Origin of the sequence: Corynebacterium suranareeae (assembly GCF_002355155.1) — a bacterium.
In the GTDB taxonomy this organism is placed as follows: domain Bacteria; phylum Actinomycetota; class Actinomycetes; order Mycobacteriales; family Mycobacteriaceae; genus Corynebacterium; species Corynebacterium suranareeae.
Map to the genome: position 1 here is coordinate 2,533,147 of NZ_AP017369.1, position 19,183 is coordinate 2,552,329.

15 protein-coding genes and 3 tRNA genes are annotated in these 19,183 nt (G+C 51.7%); 10 read left to right on the forward strand and 8 right to left on the reverse strand.

The annotated features are described in order from the left end of the window. The first annotated feature begins 15 nt into the window (after positions 1–15). A complete protein-coding gene (locus N24_RS11725) occupies positions 16–1,263 on the forward strand; it encodes an MFS transporter (protein WP_096457262.1) in 1,248 nt (415 codons plus the stop codon). 18 nt (positions 1,264–1,281) lie between these two features. Here N24_RS11725 and N24_RS11730 read toward each other — a convergent pair whose 3' ends face one another. Next, positions 1,282–1,515: a hypothetical protein gene (locus N24_RS11730; RefSeq protein ID WP_096457265.1), complete on the reverse strand. Its 234-nt coding sequence runs from the start codon at positions 1,513–1,515 to the stop codon at positions 1,282–1,284. A gap of 315 nt (positions 1,516–1,830) precedes the next feature. Between N24_RS11730 and N24_RS11735 the strand changes: the two genes are divergently transcribed. Then, positions 1,831–2,157 (forward strand): hypothetical protein, encoded by a 327-nt coding sequence (locus N24_RS11735; RefSeq protein WP_096457268.1) that lies wholly within the window; start codon positions 1,831–1,833, stop codon positions 2,155–2,157. Between the two features lie 65 nt (positions 2,158–2,222). Here N24_RS11735 and N24_RS11740 read toward each other — a convergent pair. Next, positions 2,223–2,296: transfer RNA gene (locus tag N24_RS11740), tRNA-Ile, on the reverse strand. A 152-nt stretch (positions 2,297–2,448) separates the two neighbouring features. Between N24_RS11740 and N24_RS11745 the strand changes: the two genes are divergently transcribed. The 5 genes from N24_RS11745 to N24_RS11765 all read left to right on the forward strand — a co-directional run bounded on the left by N24_RS11745 (position 2,449) and on the right by N24_RS11765 (position 6,581). After that, a complete protein-coding gene (locus N24_RS11745; RefSeq protein ID WP_096457271.1) occupies positions 2,449–3,999 on the forward strand; it encodes an alkaline phosphatase D family protein in 1,551 nt (516 codons plus the stop codon). Positions 4,000–4,076: 77 nt separating this feature from the next. Continuing rightward, positions 4,077–4,149 (forward strand) — tRNA-Asn (locus N24_RS11750). Between the two features lie 130 nt (positions 4,150–4,279). Beyond that, a tRNA-Asn gene (locus N24_RS11755) sits at positions 4,280–4,352 on the forward strand. A 91-nt stretch (positions 4,353–4,443) separates the two neighbouring features. Further along, positions 4,444–6,282, forward strand: a complete 1,839-nt coding sequence (locus N24_RS11760) for a glycoside hydrolase family 15 protein (RefSeq protein WP_096457274.1) — start codon at positions 4,444–4,446, stop codon at positions 6,280–6,282. Positions 6,283–6,338: 56 nt separating this feature from the next. Next, positions 6,339–6,581, forward strand: coding sequence for a hypothetical protein (locus N24_RS11765; RefSeq protein WP_096457277.1), 243 nt, complete (start codon positions 6,339–6,341; stop codon positions 6,579–6,581). A gap of 2 nt (positions 6,582–6,583) precedes the next feature. Here the strand turns inward: N24_RS11765 and dnaG are convergent, their stop codons facing one another. Further along, positions 6,584–8,485, reverse strand: a complete 1,902-nt coding sequence (dnaG, locus tag N24_RS11770) for a DNA primase (protein ID WP_096457280.1) — start codon at positions 8,483–8,485, stop codon at positions 6,584–6,586. Positions 8,486–8,537: 52 nt separating this feature from the next. On the opposite strand from dnaG, the gene N24_RS11775 reads away from it, so the two are divergent. Next, positions 8,538–9,011: a ribonuclease domain-containing protein gene (locus N24_RS11775; protein ID WP_096457282.1), complete on the forward strand. Its 474-nt coding sequence runs from the start codon at positions 8,538–8,540 to the stop codon at positions 9,009–9,011. Further along, a complete protein-coding gene (locus N24_RS11780; protein ID WP_096457286.1) occupies positions 9,012–9,257 on the forward strand; it encodes a hypothetical protein in 246 nt (81 codons plus the stop codon). It begins immediately after the preceding gene. Between the two features lie 59 nt (positions 9,258–9,316). On the opposite strand, the gene glmS is transcribed toward N24_RS11780, so the two are convergent. From glmS to N24_RS11805, 5 genes are all read right to left on the reverse strand, one after another. Continuing rightward, the gene (gene glmS / locus N24_RS11785) at positions 9,317–11,188 is read right to left on the reverse strand and encodes a glutamine--fructose-6-phosphate transaminase (isomerizing) (RefSeq protein WP_096457289.1); all 1,872 of its coding nucleotides are present in this window, start codon (positions 11,186–11,188) and stop codon (positions 9,317–9,319) included. Positions 11,189–11,378: 190 nt separating this feature from the next. Further along, positions 11,379–12,524, reverse strand: coding sequence for a mannitol-1-phosphate 5-dehydrogenase (locus N24_RS11790; RefSeq protein WP_096457292.1), 1,146 nt, complete (start codon positions 12,522–12,524; stop codon positions 11,379–11,381). After that, positions 12,524–14,539, reverse strand: a complete 2,016-nt coding sequence (locus tag N24_RS11795; protein ID WP_096457295.1) for a PTS mannitol transporter subunit IICBA — start codon at positions 14,537–14,539, stop codon at positions 12,524–12,526. Before N24_RS11795 ends, N24_RS11790 begins: the two co-directional genes overlap by 1 nt. A gap of 342 nt (positions 14,540–14,881) precedes the next feature. Continuing rightward, on the reverse strand, positions 14,882–16,156 hold the full coding sequence (locus N24_RS11800) for a deoxyguanosinetriphosphate triphosphohydrolase (RefSeq protein WP_096457298.1): 1,275 nt from the start codon (positions 16,154–16,156) through the stop codon (positions 14,882–14,884). Then, the gene (locus N24_RS11805) at positions 16,157–16,792 is read right to left on the reverse strand and encodes a YdcF family protein (protein ID WP_408607606.1); all 636 of its coding nucleotides are present in this window, start codon (positions 16,790–16,792) and stop codon (positions 16,157–16,159) included. It abuts the gene before it with no gap. 83 nt (positions 16,793–16,875) lie between these two features. Here N24_RS11805 and N24_RS11810 point away from each other — a divergent pair, with 83 nt between their 5' ends. Then, complete coding sequence (locus N24_RS11810; RefSeq protein ID WP_096457306.1) at positions 16,876–18,942, forward strand: TPM domain-containing protein; 2,067 nt, start codon at positions 16,876–16,878, stop codon at positions 18,940–18,942. Positions 18,943–19,183: the final 241 nt, after the last annotated feature.

A 19,183-nucleotide genomic window follows, 5' to 3' on the forward strand; every position in this document is an offset into this window, starting at 1 on the left:
ACAAAAGGAATGCCAATGACCGAAAAGACACAGCTCGACACCTCTCCACGGGCTGATGCAAAACAACAACCAACTGCGCAGATCCCGCTTCTTCTCACAACAGTGTTCTTGGCTTATCTCGGCCAAATGACTCTCAATCCGATCATCGCTCCCCTTGCTAGAGAAGTAGGTCTTGCTGAGTGGCAAATCGGCATCACCATCAGCACTGCGGCAATCATGGTTGTGTTAAGCAGCCAATTCTGGGGCCGTCGTTCACAGTCTTGGGGGCGCAAACCAGTATTGATCGCAGCTCTTGGCCTTGCCACTTTCGCGATGTTCGGCTTTTCCGCCATCGCCGGATTGGGTATGCAAAGTCTCATCCCCGCCGGAGTATTGTTTGCACTCTTTATTCTTCTTCGCGGTGTCGGATTCGGATCAGCGATTGCTGCAATCCCTCCAACGGCTCAGGCATATATTGCTGATGTCACCGAAGATGAAGCAGCACGCACAAAAGGGATGGCAGGGGTCGGCGCTGTTCAGGGAGTATCAATGATCGGTGGCGCACTCGTTGGCGGGCTTCTGGCTGGGTTCGGACTAATCTGGTCCATCCTTGCAGTACCACTGATGTTGACTGTTGCCCTGGTGCTGGTTATTTTCCGGCTCCAGCGCGAACCAAAGCATCAGCTGATCCCAGAACCAGTCAAGGTTAAAGTCAGCGATCCGCGCGTATGGCCGTTCCTACTTGCTGGATTCGGAATGTTCACCGCACTTGGGTTCATGCAGGTTCTCATCGGATTTATCATCCAAGACCGCTTCTTTCTTACTGCAGAAATCACCGGTGTTGTTACTGGCGGTTCCCTGCTTGCAGCAGGCATTGGCATGGTGGTGGCCCAAGCCGTGATTGTTCCCCGAAGTGGTTGGTCACCAGGAACTCTGCTGCGCGTTGGAACTATTACCGCAGTGGTTGGCTTCCTTCTATTGATCCCCAACTTTGGCATGGGGATTCTGATCCTCGCGATCTTTTTAATCGGACTTGGGCTGGGCATAGCGATGCCGGGGTACACAGCAGGACCAACGTTGTTTATGCACCGCGATGAACAAGGAAGTCTTGCCGGACTCATCGGCGCAACAAACGGTCTTACCTTTATCATTGCGCCAACGGCCAGCACCTTGCTTTATGGAACCTGGCAGCCACTTCCGATCGTTGTCGGAACGGCCATTATGGCTCTAGTAGCTCTTTTCGTGATGATTCATCCACGATTCCACAAAGCCATGCAGCAATAAGCAGCTGATCAGGAAAACCTAATCAGGAAGGATGTCATAGCCCATCCAGGAGGAAAGCACGAATGGCATCACTGCTGACATTCCTGCAAAACTGATGACTGTCCCCACAGGATTAGCAATAAATCCTTGAATAACGCTTTGAGTCGATTGGATGACTGGTGGCGTTGCTTCAGCCGCATCTGCGGCAGCTGGTGACAAAGCACTTACGCCAACAGCGGTAGCGATGGCAATGGACAAAATTTTCTTGCGCATGATCGTCTCCTAGGTTGAGTGCGCTTGTGGGCGCGACGATACCAAAACGAATACTTAATGTCAGTAGGCAAGCATATTTTTCTCCTCAGAATTCGCGCTGAGTAACACTGAGTAACACTGAGTAACACTGATCAAATAAAGCCGTCCTCTGCACACTCCTGCGACTACATTGAAACCCAGGAAGACGAGGCCAACATAAAACCAAAACACTTCACGGGCCTGAAAGGTCTGGAAAGGTGTGAAAAGAAGAAGCACTTGCGTGGCCACAATCGAACAGAACAAGCAGCCAGATGATCTCACAGGAAGTCCCCACAGATGAACACCTCACCGCGTATTGCCGTCATCCTTACCCAAGTCGCCACCGCCCCTGCGACTTTGAAAGATGTGAAGGCCTTCACCAACCTCGGCCTGTCGGAGATCAGGGACCGCATCGTTTCGGGGCAACCCGCGGTGGTCGAAGAGATGTTCTCGAACGCTTGGTACGACGAGCGCGCAGAGCAGTTACTCACGTTGCTAACAAAGTGGCAGGATGAGGGTATTGCGTTTGAAGTTCGGGAGGTCGCTGAGGACGGGGACCTTGCAGACGGAGCGATGATTTCTGTGGAGGTGCTGCAGAATATCATCGAAGCAGGCCGCCAATAAGTGAACCGGTGAGGAAAAACCCCGCTCACAGCGTATGTAAGCGGGGGTAAAACATTCAACATTCGTGGGGCCACCGGGGCTCGAACCCGGGACCAATGGATTATGAGTCCACGGCTCTAACCGACTGAGCTATAGCCCCTACCGCTGCATGTGTATGCAACGAGAAACAGTATAACTAGGTCCACTTCTGAATTTGAATTAAGCCCTCCTCAATTTTCAATTCCTGCTGCATTCCACACAAAAGTAGCGCATGATCTAGGGCATACTCTTATACATTTCCAAGGGGATTCGATGCCGCATTTAAATAGACGTCAGTTCTTGCAATCTACTGCCCTTTCCGCAGGCATTGCCACATTTTTATCCCACACCGCCGGTGCCACGGAGCGTCAGTTTCAGCACGGTGTCGCCTCGGGAGATCCCACCTCAAATTCTGTTGTTTTGTGGACGCGTCTTACCCCCACCCCCGAGGCTATTCCGGGCAGTGGCCTCGGCCCTGATTCTTTAGTTACGTGGCAGATATCCACAGTTTCTGATTTCTCCAGCATCATGCAGGCGGGAACCATAATCACCTCCGCGCGCAGCGATCACACTGTCCATATTCACGCCACCGGACTTAGCCCATCTACCCGCTATTTTTATCGTTTCATCTCGCACACGGGAGAAATCTCACCGATCGGGCAAACTCAAACAACTTTGCTTGTCGACGCTCCCCTCCCGCACCTTCGCTTTGTCTTCGCCTCGTGTGCCAATTGGGAGGCAGGATTTTTTGCCGCCTACGGCGACATAGCTAGACGTGCGCAGGCAGGTGAATTCGACGTATTAGTCTTTTTAGGCGATTACATCTACGAATACGCAACTGGCATGTTTGCAGGAAAAGATGGAGTGGTGCGCCAGCATCATCCAGCTCATGAGACGATCACCCTAGATCACTACCGCAGCCGGTACGGGCACTATCGCACGGATACTCATCTGCAAGCAGCTCACGCAGCACTGCCATGGATTGTTATGTGGGACGATCATGAATCAGCTAATGATGCGCACCGCGAAGGGGCACAAAATCACTCTGCGGATGAAGGATCGTGGGCTGATCGTAAAGATGCCGCCCGGCAGGCATTTTTGGAGTGGATGCCCATCCGTCAAGAAAGCACCTTGTATCGCACATTCAATTTTGGTGATCTTGCCACCTTATCGCTGTTAGATCTGCGTAGTTTTAGAGATGCTCCCCCATCTTTCGAGCAGTGGATTCACGGTATCCGCGCTGACACGATGATGGGTTCAGAGCAATTCCGCTGGTTGAAAACAAACGTGGAAGCTTCCACAACGACATGGAATATCATCGGCAGTTCCGTGATGTTCGCCCCCATGGCTGTCACCGGCCAACCACTGTTTCAGATACCGGAACCAATACCTGCAAATATGGATCAATGGGATGGATATTCACTGGAAAGAAATCGTCTCTTAGAGGTACTTGCTGGAACTTCTACCCCAACAATTTTCCTTTCCGGCGATATTCATTCGGAATGGGCAAACTCGATCCGTATAAACAGCCAGGAAATAGGCGTAGAAGCCGTATGCAGCTCAATTACCTCAGCTAATGTCAATGATTTCGCGTCACTTCCTGAAGACAATCCTCTATCTCTTCAAGCCGAGCAAGTAATTAGATCAAACAGTTCGCATGTGCGACACGTTGACCTAGACGCGCATGGTTACGCGACCATGTACCTAACCCAAGAGTCAGTGCAATTTGTGTGGCATCGCGTGGCCGATCTTTCACGATCAGATTCTGCAGTTTCGCCAGCCATTGCACTTGAGTGGAAACCAGGCCTAGGATTCACCTCTTGACCTGCTGATTTGCAAGTTTTGAAAGCTTGAAGATATAGTTACATCTCGTTGCAAGGAAGTGTTTCCTTAAAGCGTATTCCTCCATAGCTCAGTTGGCAGAGCATTCGACTGTTAATCGAAGGGTCACTGGTTCGAGCCCAGTTGGAGGAGCAAAACAAAGCCCGCCATTTCGGCGGGCTTTTTCGTTGCCCCATAGCGTTACGATCCCCCAATTTTGTAACTTCCACTTCACTGGCTATGATAAATATTCGTTGCAAGGAAGTGTTTCCTTAATACTTATTCCTCCATAGCTCAGTTGGCAGAGCATTCGACTGTTAATCGAAGGGTCACTGGTTCGAGCCCAGTTGGAGGAGCAAATTAATTCCCACCATTTTTTTAAAAAATGGTGGGAATTTTGCGTTGAGGGTCACGTCGAAAAGCAATTTTTTGGTCTACGCTGGCTGCATGAACATTCCTGGTGCTACGACACAGACCAACATCCCTCTGGACACACTTCTTGAGGATTACGCGCTACTGTCAGACACTCACACCGGCGCTCTGCTGTCCAACATGGGCAGTTTGGACTGGTTGTGCCTGCCTCGTTTTGATTCCCAAGCCATGTTCACCAGGCTGCTTGGTGATCGCGAGCACGGACACTGGAGTTTGCGTGTCCCAGGTGGTGAGGTGATCAGCCAAAACTACCTCGGCGATTCCTTCGTGGTGCAGACCGTGTGGCGCTCAGAGACCGGTACTGCCCGGGTTGTTGATTTCATGCCGATTCACGGTCAAGAACAACCCGATATCACCGACCTGGTGCGCTCTGTGCACTGCGTGGAAGGCGAAGTGGATGTGGAATCGATCCTGCGCCTGCGTTTTGATTACGGCGAGTCCACCCCATATTTCCGCACGAGCACAGTCGATGACATCAGCATCGTGCAGGCAGTCGCCGGTCCCAACGCCGTGTATGTTCGAGGCCCTGAAATGCCACACCGTTCAGCGAAAGATTGTCACAGTGGCAATTTTCATTTAACCGCGGGTGAATCCTTAGAGTGGGTTCTAACTTGGGCACCTTCATTTGAGCCGCACCCACCTATGCCTGATTACACCCGCTCTTTGGAGAGCACCTTGAACTTCTGGGCATCATGGGTTGATGAGCTCCCCCACCAGCGCCTCTACGACGCTGAAGTCCGCCGCTCCATGCTCGTACTGCGCGCCTTGACCGATCTACAAACCGGTGGCATCGTGGCCGCACCGACCACCTCACTACCAGAAGATTTCGGTGGTATCCGCAACTGGGATTACCGATATGTGTGGCTGCGTGACTCTGCGCTAACCATTGAAGCCCTCGTTGAATACGGTTTTTCCCAAGCCGCACTGCAGTGGCGCACCTGGTTGCTGCGCGCGATTGCCGGTGATCCAGAAAACCTCCGCATCATGTACGGCCTCGGCGGGGAACGCCACCTGCCTGAACGCGAACTCCACCACCTGCGAGGTTACGAAAATTCCAGGCCTGTTCGCGTTGGCAACGGTGCAGCCGAACAGTACCAGGCCGATGTGGTTGGTGAAGTCATGGTTGCGTTGGAAACTATCCGTCGCGCCGGGTGTGCTGAGGATGAGTTTTCGTGGGGCATGCAAAAAGCCATCCTTGAATTCCAGGAAGCCAACTTTGATCGCAAGGATCAAGGCATTTGGGAAATGCGCTCGGAACCACAATTTTTCACCCACGGGCGCGCCATGATGTGGGCGGGTTTTGACCGTGGCATCAAGGCCGTCGAGGAATACGACCTTGACGGTCCCGTCGAGCGCTGGCGTGAACTCCGCGCACAGCTACGCGAAGAAATTATGGAGCACGGCTACAACGAAGACATCCAATCGTTTACCCAGTGCTACGACAACACCCAGGTCGATGCCTCGTTGTTGCAGCTCGCTCAAATCGGCTTCATTGGGTTCAACGATCCAAAAATGCTCAGCACCGTAGCACGCATTGAACAAGAGCTTCTCGACGACCACGGCTTCCTTCATCGGTACCACACCGACGGATCTGACGGCCTCACCGGCGACGAATACCCCTTCCTCATCTGTTCATTCTGGCTGGTTGAACAATACGCTCGTTCCAACCGATTGGAAGAAGCCAAAGAGAAAATGGATGCTATCTTAGCTGTCCAAAGCCCTTTGGGATTGCTGGCAGAAGAGTACTCCACCCAGCATGGCCGACTAGCCGGAAACTATCCTCAGGCGTTTTCTCACATCGGTTTGATTAGTGCTGCACGAGCCATAAATTTCGAAGAAGCACGAAACAGGTAGAGTTTAAGGTGTCATTCTTGGTACACGTTTTTTAAATTAGGGAGAAGTATCCACACATGATCCAGTTAGTGATAGGCGCTGCAGCAGGCTATGTGCTTGGCACCAAAGCTGGTCGCAAGCGTTACCACCAGATCAAAAAGGGATATGAGGCTGCGATCAACTCTCCCGCTACCAAAGCGGCGGTGAACGCAACCCGCAAAGCAATTGCCAACAAGCTTGATCCTCAGCCACGCATGAAGGAAGTTAAAAACCTACGCACCAACGACGGTCACGAGGTCTTAGAACCAGACCAGGACTAGTCCTATCCCCTAAACGCGCGGGCTAACAGTTCCCGGCGCGCCTGCTCGAGTGCGACCAGATCGGAAAATAAAGAGTTGTAGGCTTGTTCATCTTCCGAGGGGCGCATTCTTTGTAGCTGCCCTTTCAAAATGGCAATCTGGTTGCCCACACGGGTTTCCTGCAGCCTAGAAAGCACGCCATCGGTGTAGGATTCAATATCTTGAGCCTCTACTTCGATAGGTTCCATCGCAAGCTCTGATACTAACGATGTGCCCAAGATGTCTGTCATGTTCTCAGATACAGCAGGCAGCCAATCTTTTCCATCTAAAGCTCGTTCGCAACCACCGGCTGCACCGATAGCATCGCGAACCATTCTGTACGCAGGATTAGTAAAACTATCGGTGGGCAGTCCATCAAAATATGACCCAGCAAGCTCAGGGTGCTGTAGTGCGATTTTAAGAGACTCCCGCTCCTGCCACAGCACAGGATTTCTCGGGTTCGGCAGTGCCATCGTGGGTCGCTTGCTTTGATCTTCTAAAGGCTGATCAAAGCGCTGCGCACGAATAGGCTTTTTATCCCGCTTGGGTCGACGTGCTTCCGCATGGACTTGGCGTAGTACTTCTGCAGGGTCGGACCACCCTACCCAACCAGAAAGTAACCTAGCGTATTCAGATTGCAGGGTTTTATCCCGAATATCAGCAACAATCGGCACAGCGCGACGCAGTGCAGCCAACCGGCCTTCGACGGTATCCAGGGTGTATTCGCTGATGATGGATTGGATAACGAACTCAAACATCGGGATACGCCGTGCCACTAGATCACGCACCGCTGCATCGCCACGTTCTAGGCGTAAATCGCACGGATCCATACCGTTTGGGGCAACAGAGACAAACGACTGCCCAGTGAACTTCTGATCACCCTCAAAGGCGCGCATGGCAGCCTTTTGTCCCGCTTCATCACCATCGAAGGTGTAGATCAATTCACCACGGAAATAGTTATCATCCAACATCAACCGACGCAGCATCTGGAGGTGCTCTTCACCGAATGCTGTTCCACATGATGCCACCGCTGTTTCAATACCAGCAGCATGCATGGCCATCACATCGGTGTATCCTTCCACCACAACAGCCTGGTGGCCGGCAGCAATAGCCTTTTTCGCCGTATCTAATCCGAACAACACCTTCGACTTCTTGTACAACAAAGTTTCAGGCGTATTCATGTACTTGCCCATTTTGTCATCGTCGAAAAGCTTACGCGCTCCAAAACCAATCACATCACCAGAAAGGTTCTTGATCGGCCATAACAACCGGCGTTGGAATTGATCAATGGGGCCACGCTTGCCCATTTTGGATAAACCTGCTGCTTCTAGTTCTTTAAACTCAAAGCCTTTTTTTAACAGGTGTTTGGTCAACGTATCCCAACCCGCAGGGGCATAACCGCATTCAAAGTGATAAATATGTTGCTGGCCAAATCCGCGTTGGAGTAAAAATTCGCGGGCAGGCTGGGCTTCAGGAGTTTCTAATTGTTCGCGATAAAACTGGTGGGCTGCCTTGTTCGCCAAAATCAGACGCTGGCGGGTTCCTGGTTCTTCTCGACGTCCTGGACCACCACCTTGATAATTGATTTGATAGCCGATTTTCTCAGCACAAACCTCAACTGCCTCGGGGAATGAAATGTGTTCCATTTCCATGAGGAAGGAAAACACATCACCACCCTTGCCTGTAGAAAAGCAATGGTAGTAACCACGATTAGGACGTACGTGGAACGAGGGTGTTTTTTCATCTTTAAAGGGAGAAAGCCCCTTGAGCGAATCTGCTCCAGCTGATTTCAGCTGCACATAATCACCCACGATCTCCTCGATCGGGGTGCGCTCGCGGATCGCCTGAATATCACTTTCCGGAATACGTCCCTTTGCCATGACCATAACTCTAGTCCGTCCTCTCCGTGCCTCAATTCAGTGTGCCAATATTGGTTACATGCAAAACAGCAAAAAGACCCTCGGAGGAGTCCTCGGAGTCATAGTTGTGCTCGCTGCAGCGTGGTTTGGCATTGATCTTTCAAACTCAGGCCAAACATCAAGCAGTGCCTCTTCTACTAGCTCTAACATTCCAACTTCTGAGTCCATTTCCAGCAACACTTCTGCTGATGGTGAAACCTGCTCTTTAAGTGAGCTACCTGCAGAAGCTGAAGAAGTAGTTGATGATATCCTTGCTGGCGGTCCTTTTGACTATCCAGACAACGACGGTGTGCGTTTTGGCAATTACGAAGGAACCTTGCCCAAAGAGTCCAGCAACTATTACCGCGAATACACTGTAGAAACTCCTGGGCTGAATCACCGCGGTCCACTGCGCATTGTTACTGGTGGATCTGAACCCGAAGACCCTGATGTCTGGTACTACACCTCAGATCACTACGAATCCTTTTGTGCGATTACTGATGCGGAGAACTAGATGAACATCGTTTTACAAGGACGATTTTTAACCCGTCAGGATTTCTTCGACCTGTTGGGTGCAGCCTCCTGGGGTGTTGACCGCAAACCGCCAACCAATTTGGACGGCATGGTTGATTTAATTCGTGAAACCGGATTGACCAAAATCACGATCAAGGGTCAATGGCTAATCACTGCTACTGAAACCAACAGAATTGAAGAAGTCTGCGATGACTTCCACGTCGAGCTTCGTTTCAACCATCGCTAAAAACAACACAAGTGCCGCCCCCTTGGGGGCGGCACTTGGCGTCGACAAGCAAAAATCTTTTATTCGACGGTAACGGACTTTGCCAGGTTACGTGGCTGGTCCACGTTGAAGCCCTTCGCGGTTGCCACAGCACACGCGAAGATCTGCAGTGGAACCGTGGACAGCAATGGCTGCATCAACGTTGGGGACTGTGGAATGCGGATGATGAAGTTCGCGTAATCATTAACCGCCTCATCGCCTTCCTCAGCAATCACGATGGTGACAGCGCCACGAGCGCGGATCTCCTGAATGTTGGAGACCACCTTGGAGTGCAGGGAATCACGGCCGCGAGGTGAAGGCACAATGACGAAGACCGGCTGGCCTTCCTCAACCAACGCGATTGGGCCGTGCTTGAGCTCACCTGCTGCGAAACCTTCAGCGTGCAGGTATGCGATCTCCTTGAGCTTCAGCGCACCTTCAAGGGCAACTGGGTATCCAACGTGGCGACCCAGGAACAGAACAGACTTAGCATCAGCCATATCCTGGCCAAGCTTCTTGATCTGCTCTTCGGAATCAATAACAGCCTGGATCTTCTCAGGCATCTCACGAAGGCTTTCTAGAACAGTTGCAACTTCATCTGCAAACTGGTTGCCTCGAAGCTGAGCCAAGTACAAGCCAAGCAGGTAAGACGCGGTGATCTGCGCCAAGAACGCCTTGGTGGAAGCCACTGCGATCTCAGGTCCTGCGTAGGTGTACAGGGATGCATCTGCTTCACGCGGAAGAGTGGAACCAACAGTGTTACAAATAGCAACAACCTTGGCACCCTGCTCACGTGCGTGGCGAACAGCCATGAGGGTATCCATGGTCTCACCAGACTGAGACAACGCTACGACCAGGGTCTTTTCATTGACGATTGGATCGCGGTAACGGAACTCATGCGCCAGCTCAACCTCGGTTGGGATACGGCACCAGTGCTCAATTGCGTAACGTGCAACCTGACCTGCATAAGCTGCGGTACCACAAGCAACAACGATGATCTTGTCCACGCTGCGCAAGGTGGCTTCATCAATACGAAGCTCATCAAGGACCAGCTTGCCGTCCTCATCCAAACGACCCAAGAGGGTGTCACGCACTGCAGCTGGCTGATCGTGGATTTCCTTATCCATGAAGGAATCAAAGCCACCCTTTTCAGCAGCAGCGGCATCCCACTCCACGTCGAAAGGCTTTCCGGCTGCTTCAGAGCCATCGAAGTTGGTGATCTGGTAATCATCAGCAGTGATGGTCACGATCTGGTCATTGCCCATCTCAACAGCCTTGCGGGTGTAATCGATGAAGCCAGAAACATCGGAGCCGAGGAAGTTTTCACCCTCGCCCAAGCCGATAACCAAAGGAGAGTTGCGGCGCGCTGCAACAATACGATCATCATGATCAGCATGGATAGCCAGCAGGGTGAATGCACCCTCAAGACGCTGGCCAGTAAGCTGCATAGCCTTGGTCAAATCACCATTAGCCTGGGTGTTGTAGATCTCTGCGAGCAATGTTGCTGCAACTTCAGTGTCAGTTGCAGAAACAAAGTTGTAGCCCTTAGCTGAAAGCTCTGAGCGCAGCTCTGCAAAGTTTTCAATAATACCGTTGTGTACGACAGCCAACTTGCCGCCATCAACAACATGTGGGTGTGCATTTGCATCGGTTGGTCCACCATGGGTAGCCCAACGGGTGTGACCAATTCCCAGAATGGAATCTGCCAGCGGTGCGCGTGCGATCTCTGCATCAAGCGCTGCGACCTTTCCAGCCTTCTTTCGGTAGCTGATTTCACCGTTCGCATGAACAGCTACACCTGCGGAATCATAACCGCGGTATTCAAGTCGGCGCAGTCCTTCTAAAACGACGTCAAGCGCAAAGTAATCACGGGAGTCGCCCGCCTGGCCAATATATCCAACAATTCCACACATGGGCACGACTTTACAACAACTTTTTCTCGATCACTTAATGAAACAGATTTAACAATTCACGCAGCGCCCTGACCTGGGAGGACAATAATTAGGTTGCAGTACATAATGTGGGTGTAAACCAAAAACGCACTCCCTAAAGGAGTGCGAATTTACGGTTGTTGGCAGCTTCTTTTACGAAAGCTTGAGAGCCTTAGGCATGCGCAAAAACTTCAGACAACTCACCAAACAGCGGATGATCGGCAGCAACACCAGTCAGCTCAGTGACTAACGCATCCATTGCTTCACGGTTTCCCCGTGCTTGGGAAAGACGCGCTTGCAAATCAGCAGCCTCTGCATCACCTTCCACATCAAACGCTAATGCTGCTGCAACGGCAGACACCAGATTGCTTGGGTTATGTCCGTGTTCTGCCAGTTCTGCAGCGGGGCCGATGAATCGCTCATTGGCGGAAATCTTACGGATTGGCGCACGTCCAACACGATCGACCGTGTCAGGCAATGAGGGGTTCGCGAAACGATGCAGGATCTTATCCACATAGGCCTGCTGAACCTCCGGTTCAAAACCGAACTTTTCGACGAGCAACTGCTTCGTCTCCCCCAGCACCGCGGCGACTTTAGCGTGTACATCCGCGTCTTCCAACGCATCAGAAATCTTATTGATACCTGCCTGGTAGCCGAAGTAGGCGGTAGCTGCGTGACCGGTGTTTACCGTAAACAGCTTGCGGGTGATGTACGGTGCCAGATCCTCTACCCAGGTAATACCTGGAATATTGGGAACGTTTTCTCCGAACGGCGTAGATTCCACTGCCCACTCGTAGTACGTCTCAACTGTTACATCGAGACCTTGCCCTGGGGCTTGATTAGGCACAATCCGATCCACAGCAGTATTGGCAAACACTGCGATCTGATCTACCTCCGGAAACTCAGCACGGATTGCATCTGCGAGACCATCGGTGGCGTTAATGGCGTTTTCACAAGCCATAACTGCAACCTTGTTTGTGTTTCCAGACTCCAGGCGAGCTTTAAGCCCCTTCGCAATGGTAGGTGCGATAATTTTCAGCACGGTTGGACCAACAGCGGTAGTGATCACATCGGCGTCCACAATATGAGCCTGCAATCCCTCCAGGTCTGACCCCGAGTTCACGCCAGAAAAACCCGAAACCTCAATGTCACGAGGTTCTTGGCCAACCTCATGAACGGTGTAGGTGTCCTCCGAGTTCAAAGACTCAATCAACGCATCCGCGACATCAGCGAAAACAATGTCATAGCCTGCTTCGTGAAGCAGCACTCCAACAAATCCGCGCCCGATGTTTCCGGCACCAAAATGCAGTGCTTTCATTAGCTGTTTACCTTTCCGAAGATCTCTAAGACTTCTTCAGCAGTGGTGGCTTGTTCCAATTGAGCAACTGACTGCTTGTTTCCAAAAATTTTAGCGATCTTTGACAACAAACCGAGGTGAGAACCATCTGCACCTGCGATACCAACGACGAACTTGGCAGGCTTTCCACCCCAATCGATTGGCTCGTCATAGCGGATAAAGGAAATAGCCGAGCCGTGGATAGCGTCCTTAGCTTCATTGGTGCCATGAGGAATCGCTAGCCCATTACCCATGAAGGTGGACACAGACTTCTCACGTTCATGCATGGCATCAACATAAGCCTGATCAACAGCACCTGCAGCGACAAGAATCTGGCCGGCCTCATCAATGGAAGCATCACGATCTGTTGCCTTGCCGCCTAGAACAATATTGTCCACGGTCAAGATCTTGTTGCTTTCAGCATCTGCAGTTTCTTCCGTAGCTGTTGCTGCCGGAGCAGTAGCCACCGCAGTGGCACCAGCAGCAGCGGGAACTGCTGCACTTGGAGTATCGGCATTAGCTGAACCACCAGTGCGTTGCTCACGAATCATGTCCACAATTTCGTCATATCGTGGCGAAGCCATGAAGTTGTCCACTGCTACGTGCACGGCTGAAGGCGTAGGCTGCTTTGCGCGATTAAGAAGATCCTCATGAACCACGAGCAGATCGTATTCATCCTTAAGGTTATTGATCGCAGAGTTGGTGACCACGATATCGCCAGCGAAACCAGCATCCTTAATCTTGTTGCGCAATACTGAAGCACCCATTGCTGAAGAACCCATACCAGCATCACAAGCGAAGACAATCTTGTTGATCTGTGGGGCATCAGCAGCATTTGCGGTCAAAGCACCAGCAACAGAAGACTTCTTGCCCTTCATGGCTTCCATCTTTGCTGTTGCCTCTGCAATGTCCTCTTCGCTTTGCTTGGAGAACTTCAAAATCGCACCAGCAATAACGAAGGAAACAATCGCTGCACCGGCCACACCACAGGTAACCGCAAGGTAAGAATCAGAAGCGGTAGATGCATATACGGCGATGATGGAACCTGGGGCTGCTGGAGAACGCAGACCTGCACCCATGATGGTGTTGATAAACACACCGGTCATACCGCCACCAATAGCTGCAACGAGCAGTGCTGGCTTCATCAAAACATATGGGAAGTAAATTTCGTGGATACCACCGAAGAAGTGAATAATCGCAGCACCGGGGGCAGTTGCACGGGCAGCGCCACTTCCGAAGAAGATATAAGCAAGCAGAATACCCAAACCTGGTCCTGGGTTAGCTTCCAGCAGGTAGAGCACAGACTTACCGGTTTCTACCGCCTGGTCAGCTGCAAGTGGGGTAAGTACACCGTGGTTAATCGCGTTGTTGAGGAACAAAACCTTGGCAGGTTCAATCAACACAGAGGTCAAAAACAGCAGGTTGTTGCGGATGAGGAACTCCACGGCTGCACCAGCAAGTTCCATGAAAATGTTCATCACTGGGGTAAGCAAGAACATCGATGCTACGGCACCGATCGCGGCGAAGATACCAGCAGAGAAGTTATCCACCAGCATTTCAAAGCCCGGCTTAATCTTGCCAGCCCACAAGCCGTCAATCTTCTTCATCAACCAAGCAAATAAAGGACCGCAAATCATTGCTCCAAGGAACATTGGCGAACCACTGCCATCTTCACCAATAAACACAGGTGAAGACGTACCGAGGATGACACCCATGGTGGCAATTGCACCGACGACACCACCGCGAGTGTCGTAGATCAAACGACCACCGGTGTAAGCAATCAGAATGGGCAGAAGGTAGGTAACCATCGGGCCGACGAGGCTGCCGATTTTTTCATTTGGAAAGAAACCATCCGGGATGAACAGCGCCGTGATCAGACCCCAAGCAATGAAGGCACCGATATTCGGCATAATCATTGAAGATAGGAAAGTTCCGAACTTCTGGACTGCTACCCGTGCACCACCCTTCTGGGGTTGTGCTTCAGTAATTGTTGACATGTCCCCAAACTCTTTCTCTTGAGTAGACAACTATTTATGTTTGTCTTCAAGCTAACCCCACTAGAGCCAGGTATGTCCACAAATGAATCACAGAAATCGGAAATGTTTCCAACTCGAAACCCACAAAGTTGGTGGTATCTTTTCGTAAAAATGGGAGTAAACCCACATTGACTGTGATTAGCCACACTAATGATGTGAGTTTTTAGGGGGCAGGAAAATTTTACCCCCGGGGTTAACAAATGAGGCGCGTCCGAGATCCTGGCGGAGGATTTGAGATCAATATGACCGTGAAAGTTAGAAAATTTTATTCATCTGTTGAAAACCGGCAAACACTAGACACCACTATCCCAGAAATCCTGAAATGTCAGCAGCATGCCTGGCAAGACGCTCCAAGCGTGACTCCGTCATGGATGCAATTTGATCCACCACTACTCGTACTCGGGCTGCATCTGAGTCCGCTTCAACAAACCACTGTCGATACATCGGATCCAATGAGCCTGGCGCGCCCAACACAAGGTAATCAAACACCCTGAAGATTCGATCACGTTGGCGGTCTTGTCTAGCTAGATGCCCCGGATCATCCATGACGTAGAGAACAGCTAAAGTTTTCAGAAGTTTTACTTCGCGGGCAGCGGTTTCAGGAATAATCAGATCTCCGTGCATGCGTCCCACGTCGAAACCTTGGTGATGTTTTTTGGTGGCTGCGATTGTTGATCCGACGTATCGTCCCACTAATTCCGAAGTCATGGCTTTAAGTGCGGCGTAGGAGCGAAGTGAAAAATCGAAATCTGCAGCAGCTGCCACAACGGGGAGTTCTCTTAAGGTGGCTGCACCTTCAATAAGCTCTGCTGGGCTTCCTCCGAACGCCAGTGCGCCTTTTTCTGCCAGAGCAACCAACTCAACTAAATCCCATAAGACTTTTAGATCGATTCGACCGGAGACAATGCCATCTTCAACGTCGTGTACTGAATACGCAATATCATCGGAAAAGTCCATGACCTGGGCTTCAATAGGTGGGCGAAGATCGTCATGACCTTGCCTAATCCAGGAAAGAATTTCAGCATCCTCGTCATAAGCACTGTACTTTTTGTTCACGGTGCCATCCGCGTTGGTCTTTGCCCACGGATATTTACAGGCCGCATCAAGAGCGGCTCTGGAAAGGTTTAGCCCAAAGCTTTCATCGTTTTCGGAAATTACTTTTGGTTCTAGCCTCGTCAAGATGCGTAACGTTTGTGCATTTCCTTCAAAACCACCGCATGCTGCTGCTACTTCATTGAGTGCATTTTCACCATTGTGCCCGTACGGGGGATGACCAATGTCATGGCACAGCCCTGCCAGATCGCACAAGTCAGGATCAAGATCAAGACCGGCACCAATACCGCGGGCAATTTGAGCAACTTCAAGCGAGTGGGTTAAACGCGTGCGTGGAGTATCGCCATCATTCGGACCAACCACTTGGGTTTTATCAGCGAGGCGGCGTAGCGCCGCTGAGTGCAGCACGCGAGCCCGGTCACGGGCGAATGCGCTGCGGGTATCTCGCGCGCTAGTGTGCAGCTGGCTGGACTTTAAAGGCTCAGGGTGGCGTCGACAAGCATCTGCGTCGGTATAGGGGTACATCTACTTTTTCAGCCTCCGAAGCTGCTCATGGCGCGCACGACGTGACGGGCGCAGCAGGCCTTGGATAGAACGCAACATTTCTTCCACCATATCGGCTGCCCTTGCACCAAACAGACGCGCCACGTCTTGGACCACTACCCCGCCCCATTCATGGGTCAATGTCAAAAAATACACTTTCGACGGAAACTTCGCGGGACTATAGGGAGTTGGAGAAGGCTGAGCATCAAAACCGATACTCCGCGCAATGCGAATTGCACGGTAAGAGTGATTGGGATCAGTCACAATGAGCACCCGGCCGACAGTTTGTGGATCAAGCGCTTTAAATGAGGATGCGGTGTCGTTGCCTTTTGCAGAAACAAAAATCAGATCTGGATCAACGCCTTCCTTCACCAAATATTCCCGCGCTACTTCAGCTTCCGTGAACCTATCACCAGGAAGTTTGCCACCGACAGTAAAAACATGCTGAATCTCATGCAACCGCCACAACTTTGCCGTGTGCCGCAACCGCGCCGCAAACTGTCTAGAAGGCACACCATCATATTGTGCGGTGCCCAACACCAAAATGGAATCAATCTTGTGCCTATCATTGCGAGTGGAACGCAGTGAATAGCCGACAACTCGAATGACTGGCTGCATGATTGCAGCTACCAGCAAACTCTTGGCCAAAAATCTTCTCACATTTACTAGTGTGCCAGCAGTAGTCGTCTAAGGTGGGGGCCATGAACTTTAGTCTGGTGCAACTTCAGAAAAACGTCCGCCGCGTCAGCGTATCCGTGGCCATTGGTGCTGGTGTCATTCTAGCTAGCAGCCCATTTCTCGCTGTTCAAACAGCCCACGCTAGTCAAACTTTCGTTGTAGCCGAAGCCCCAGATTTTTATCAAGAAAATGTTACTGATTACACCGGACAGATTTCCTCTTCAGACAAAGCTGACATTCAAGCAGCAATCGATGAGGTCAAAGCTTCTGAACAAAAAGTCATCTTCGTTGTCTTTTTGACTTCCTTCGATGGCGTCGATCCAAACACCTGGACCCAACAGGCTCTCCAGGCCAATGGTGACGGAAACGTTTTGATCTATGCCCTGTCAACCTCCGAGCGACTGTACGGTATTCAAGGTGGTTCGCAGTGGACTGATGAGCAATTAGATGCCGCAAATAACGCAGCATTCCAAGCGCTCTCCCAAGAAGATTGGGCAGGATCAGCGCTCGCGCTTGCTGAATCAGTTGGCTCAAGTTCTGGTTCAAGCTCTAGTCCAGGATCTGGCACTTCTGGCGCGTGGCTAGCTGCTGCAGGTGCTGGAACCATCGCTGCCGGAGGTGGCATCTGGGCATATTCCCGAAGCCGCAAGAACAAAACCAGCGCAGCAACCTTGAAAGATGCCCGCGAGATCGATCCGCGTGACACCAACCGCTTAATGCAGCTTCCCATGGAAACCCTTGAGCACCTAGCGCAAGAAGAACTTACCTCCACTGATGAGTCCATTCGGCGCGCCAAAGATGAGCTGGCTATTGCCACCGCGGAATTCGGACCAGAACGTACCCGCAGTTTCACCCGCGCGATGAATAACTCCACCGGAACGCTGCAAAAAGCTTTTGAAATTCAACAGCGCTTAAATGATTCCATCCCAGAATCCGACGCAGAGCGCCGATCCATGCTGGTAGAGATCATTTCTTCCTGCGGACAAGCAGATGACGCACTTGATGCAGAAGCCGAAAACTTCGCCGACATGCGCAACCTGTTGATTAACGCTGGCAGCAAGCTTGATGAATTTACTCAAAAGACCGTTGACTTGCGCACGCGTCTTCCACAAGCCCAAAGCACCCTCGAGGGTCTACGCAGCCGCTACTCCCCCGAAGTTCTAGAAAGCATCAACGACAACGTCGACCTCGCCAGCGCCTCACTCGACGAAGCCGAAAAGATGCTGCCCCAAGCGCACGAGCTCGAGTCTAAGCCCGCAGGCCAACAGGGAGGGCTTATCGACGCCATCCACCTCATCGAGCACGCCATCACCACAGCCGACAAACTCCTCGAGGGCGTTGAACACGGTGATGAAAACATCTCCACAGCAAAAGCAAACGTCGCCGACCTCATCAAAGAAATCTCAGATGAAATAGGCGAAGCAGCCCAACTCAAACAAGCAGCAGCCGCTGACGGCACACGCGCCGATTGGGCAGCCCTTGATGATGCTGTCCGAGCAGCCAGTGCCGCGCTAACCACCGCTGAAGCCGACGCTGAAAAAGACCCGCTGGGAACCTACACCGAACTAGTCGACGTCGATTCAGACCTAGACACCCAACTCGACGCCGTCCGAGCAACCGCCGCCGATCAAGCCCGCCAACTACGCGTATTTGATCAACAACTGCAATCAGCTAGCAAACAGATCCAAAAGGCAGAAGACCTCATCTCCACACGCGGACGCATCGTAAAGTCCGAAGCCCGCACCCACCTGGCCAACGCACACAAACTCTTCGCGATGGCGCAGCAAAACCGCACCCGCGACACTCGCGCAGGTATTGATTATGGACGCCAAGCCACAGTCGCTGCCCAACGAGCCAGCAAATCCGCACAATCCGATATCTCTACCTACAACAACCGCCACAATTCAGGAGGCGGAACAACAGGCGCGATCGTCACAGGCATGGTTATTAATTCCATCCTCAACAGTGGCCGTGGCGGTGGCTTCGGTGGTGGCGGCTTTGGTGGCGGTGGATTTAGTGGAGGTAGTCGTGGCGGCGGAGGTTTCAGCGGCGGCGGTGGAGGTGGCGGATTCCGCGGAGGCCGATTCTAATCACTAAGTGAAAGTATGTGCGAATATCCACCACAAACCCTTGGCGCCAGAGGTTTGTGGTGGATATTCCCCGCCTGGGAGTGTTAGATGCAAATTTTTGACCGATTTGCATGGGCTGAGGCTCGTTTGTGGTGAGAATTTGATCAGGGCGCATTCAAGTTTCACATCTGCCCCACTAGCCTCAAAACTGACCCCTCCTAGAATCGCTTTTAAGGGGCTAAACAGACGTGCCCCATACATT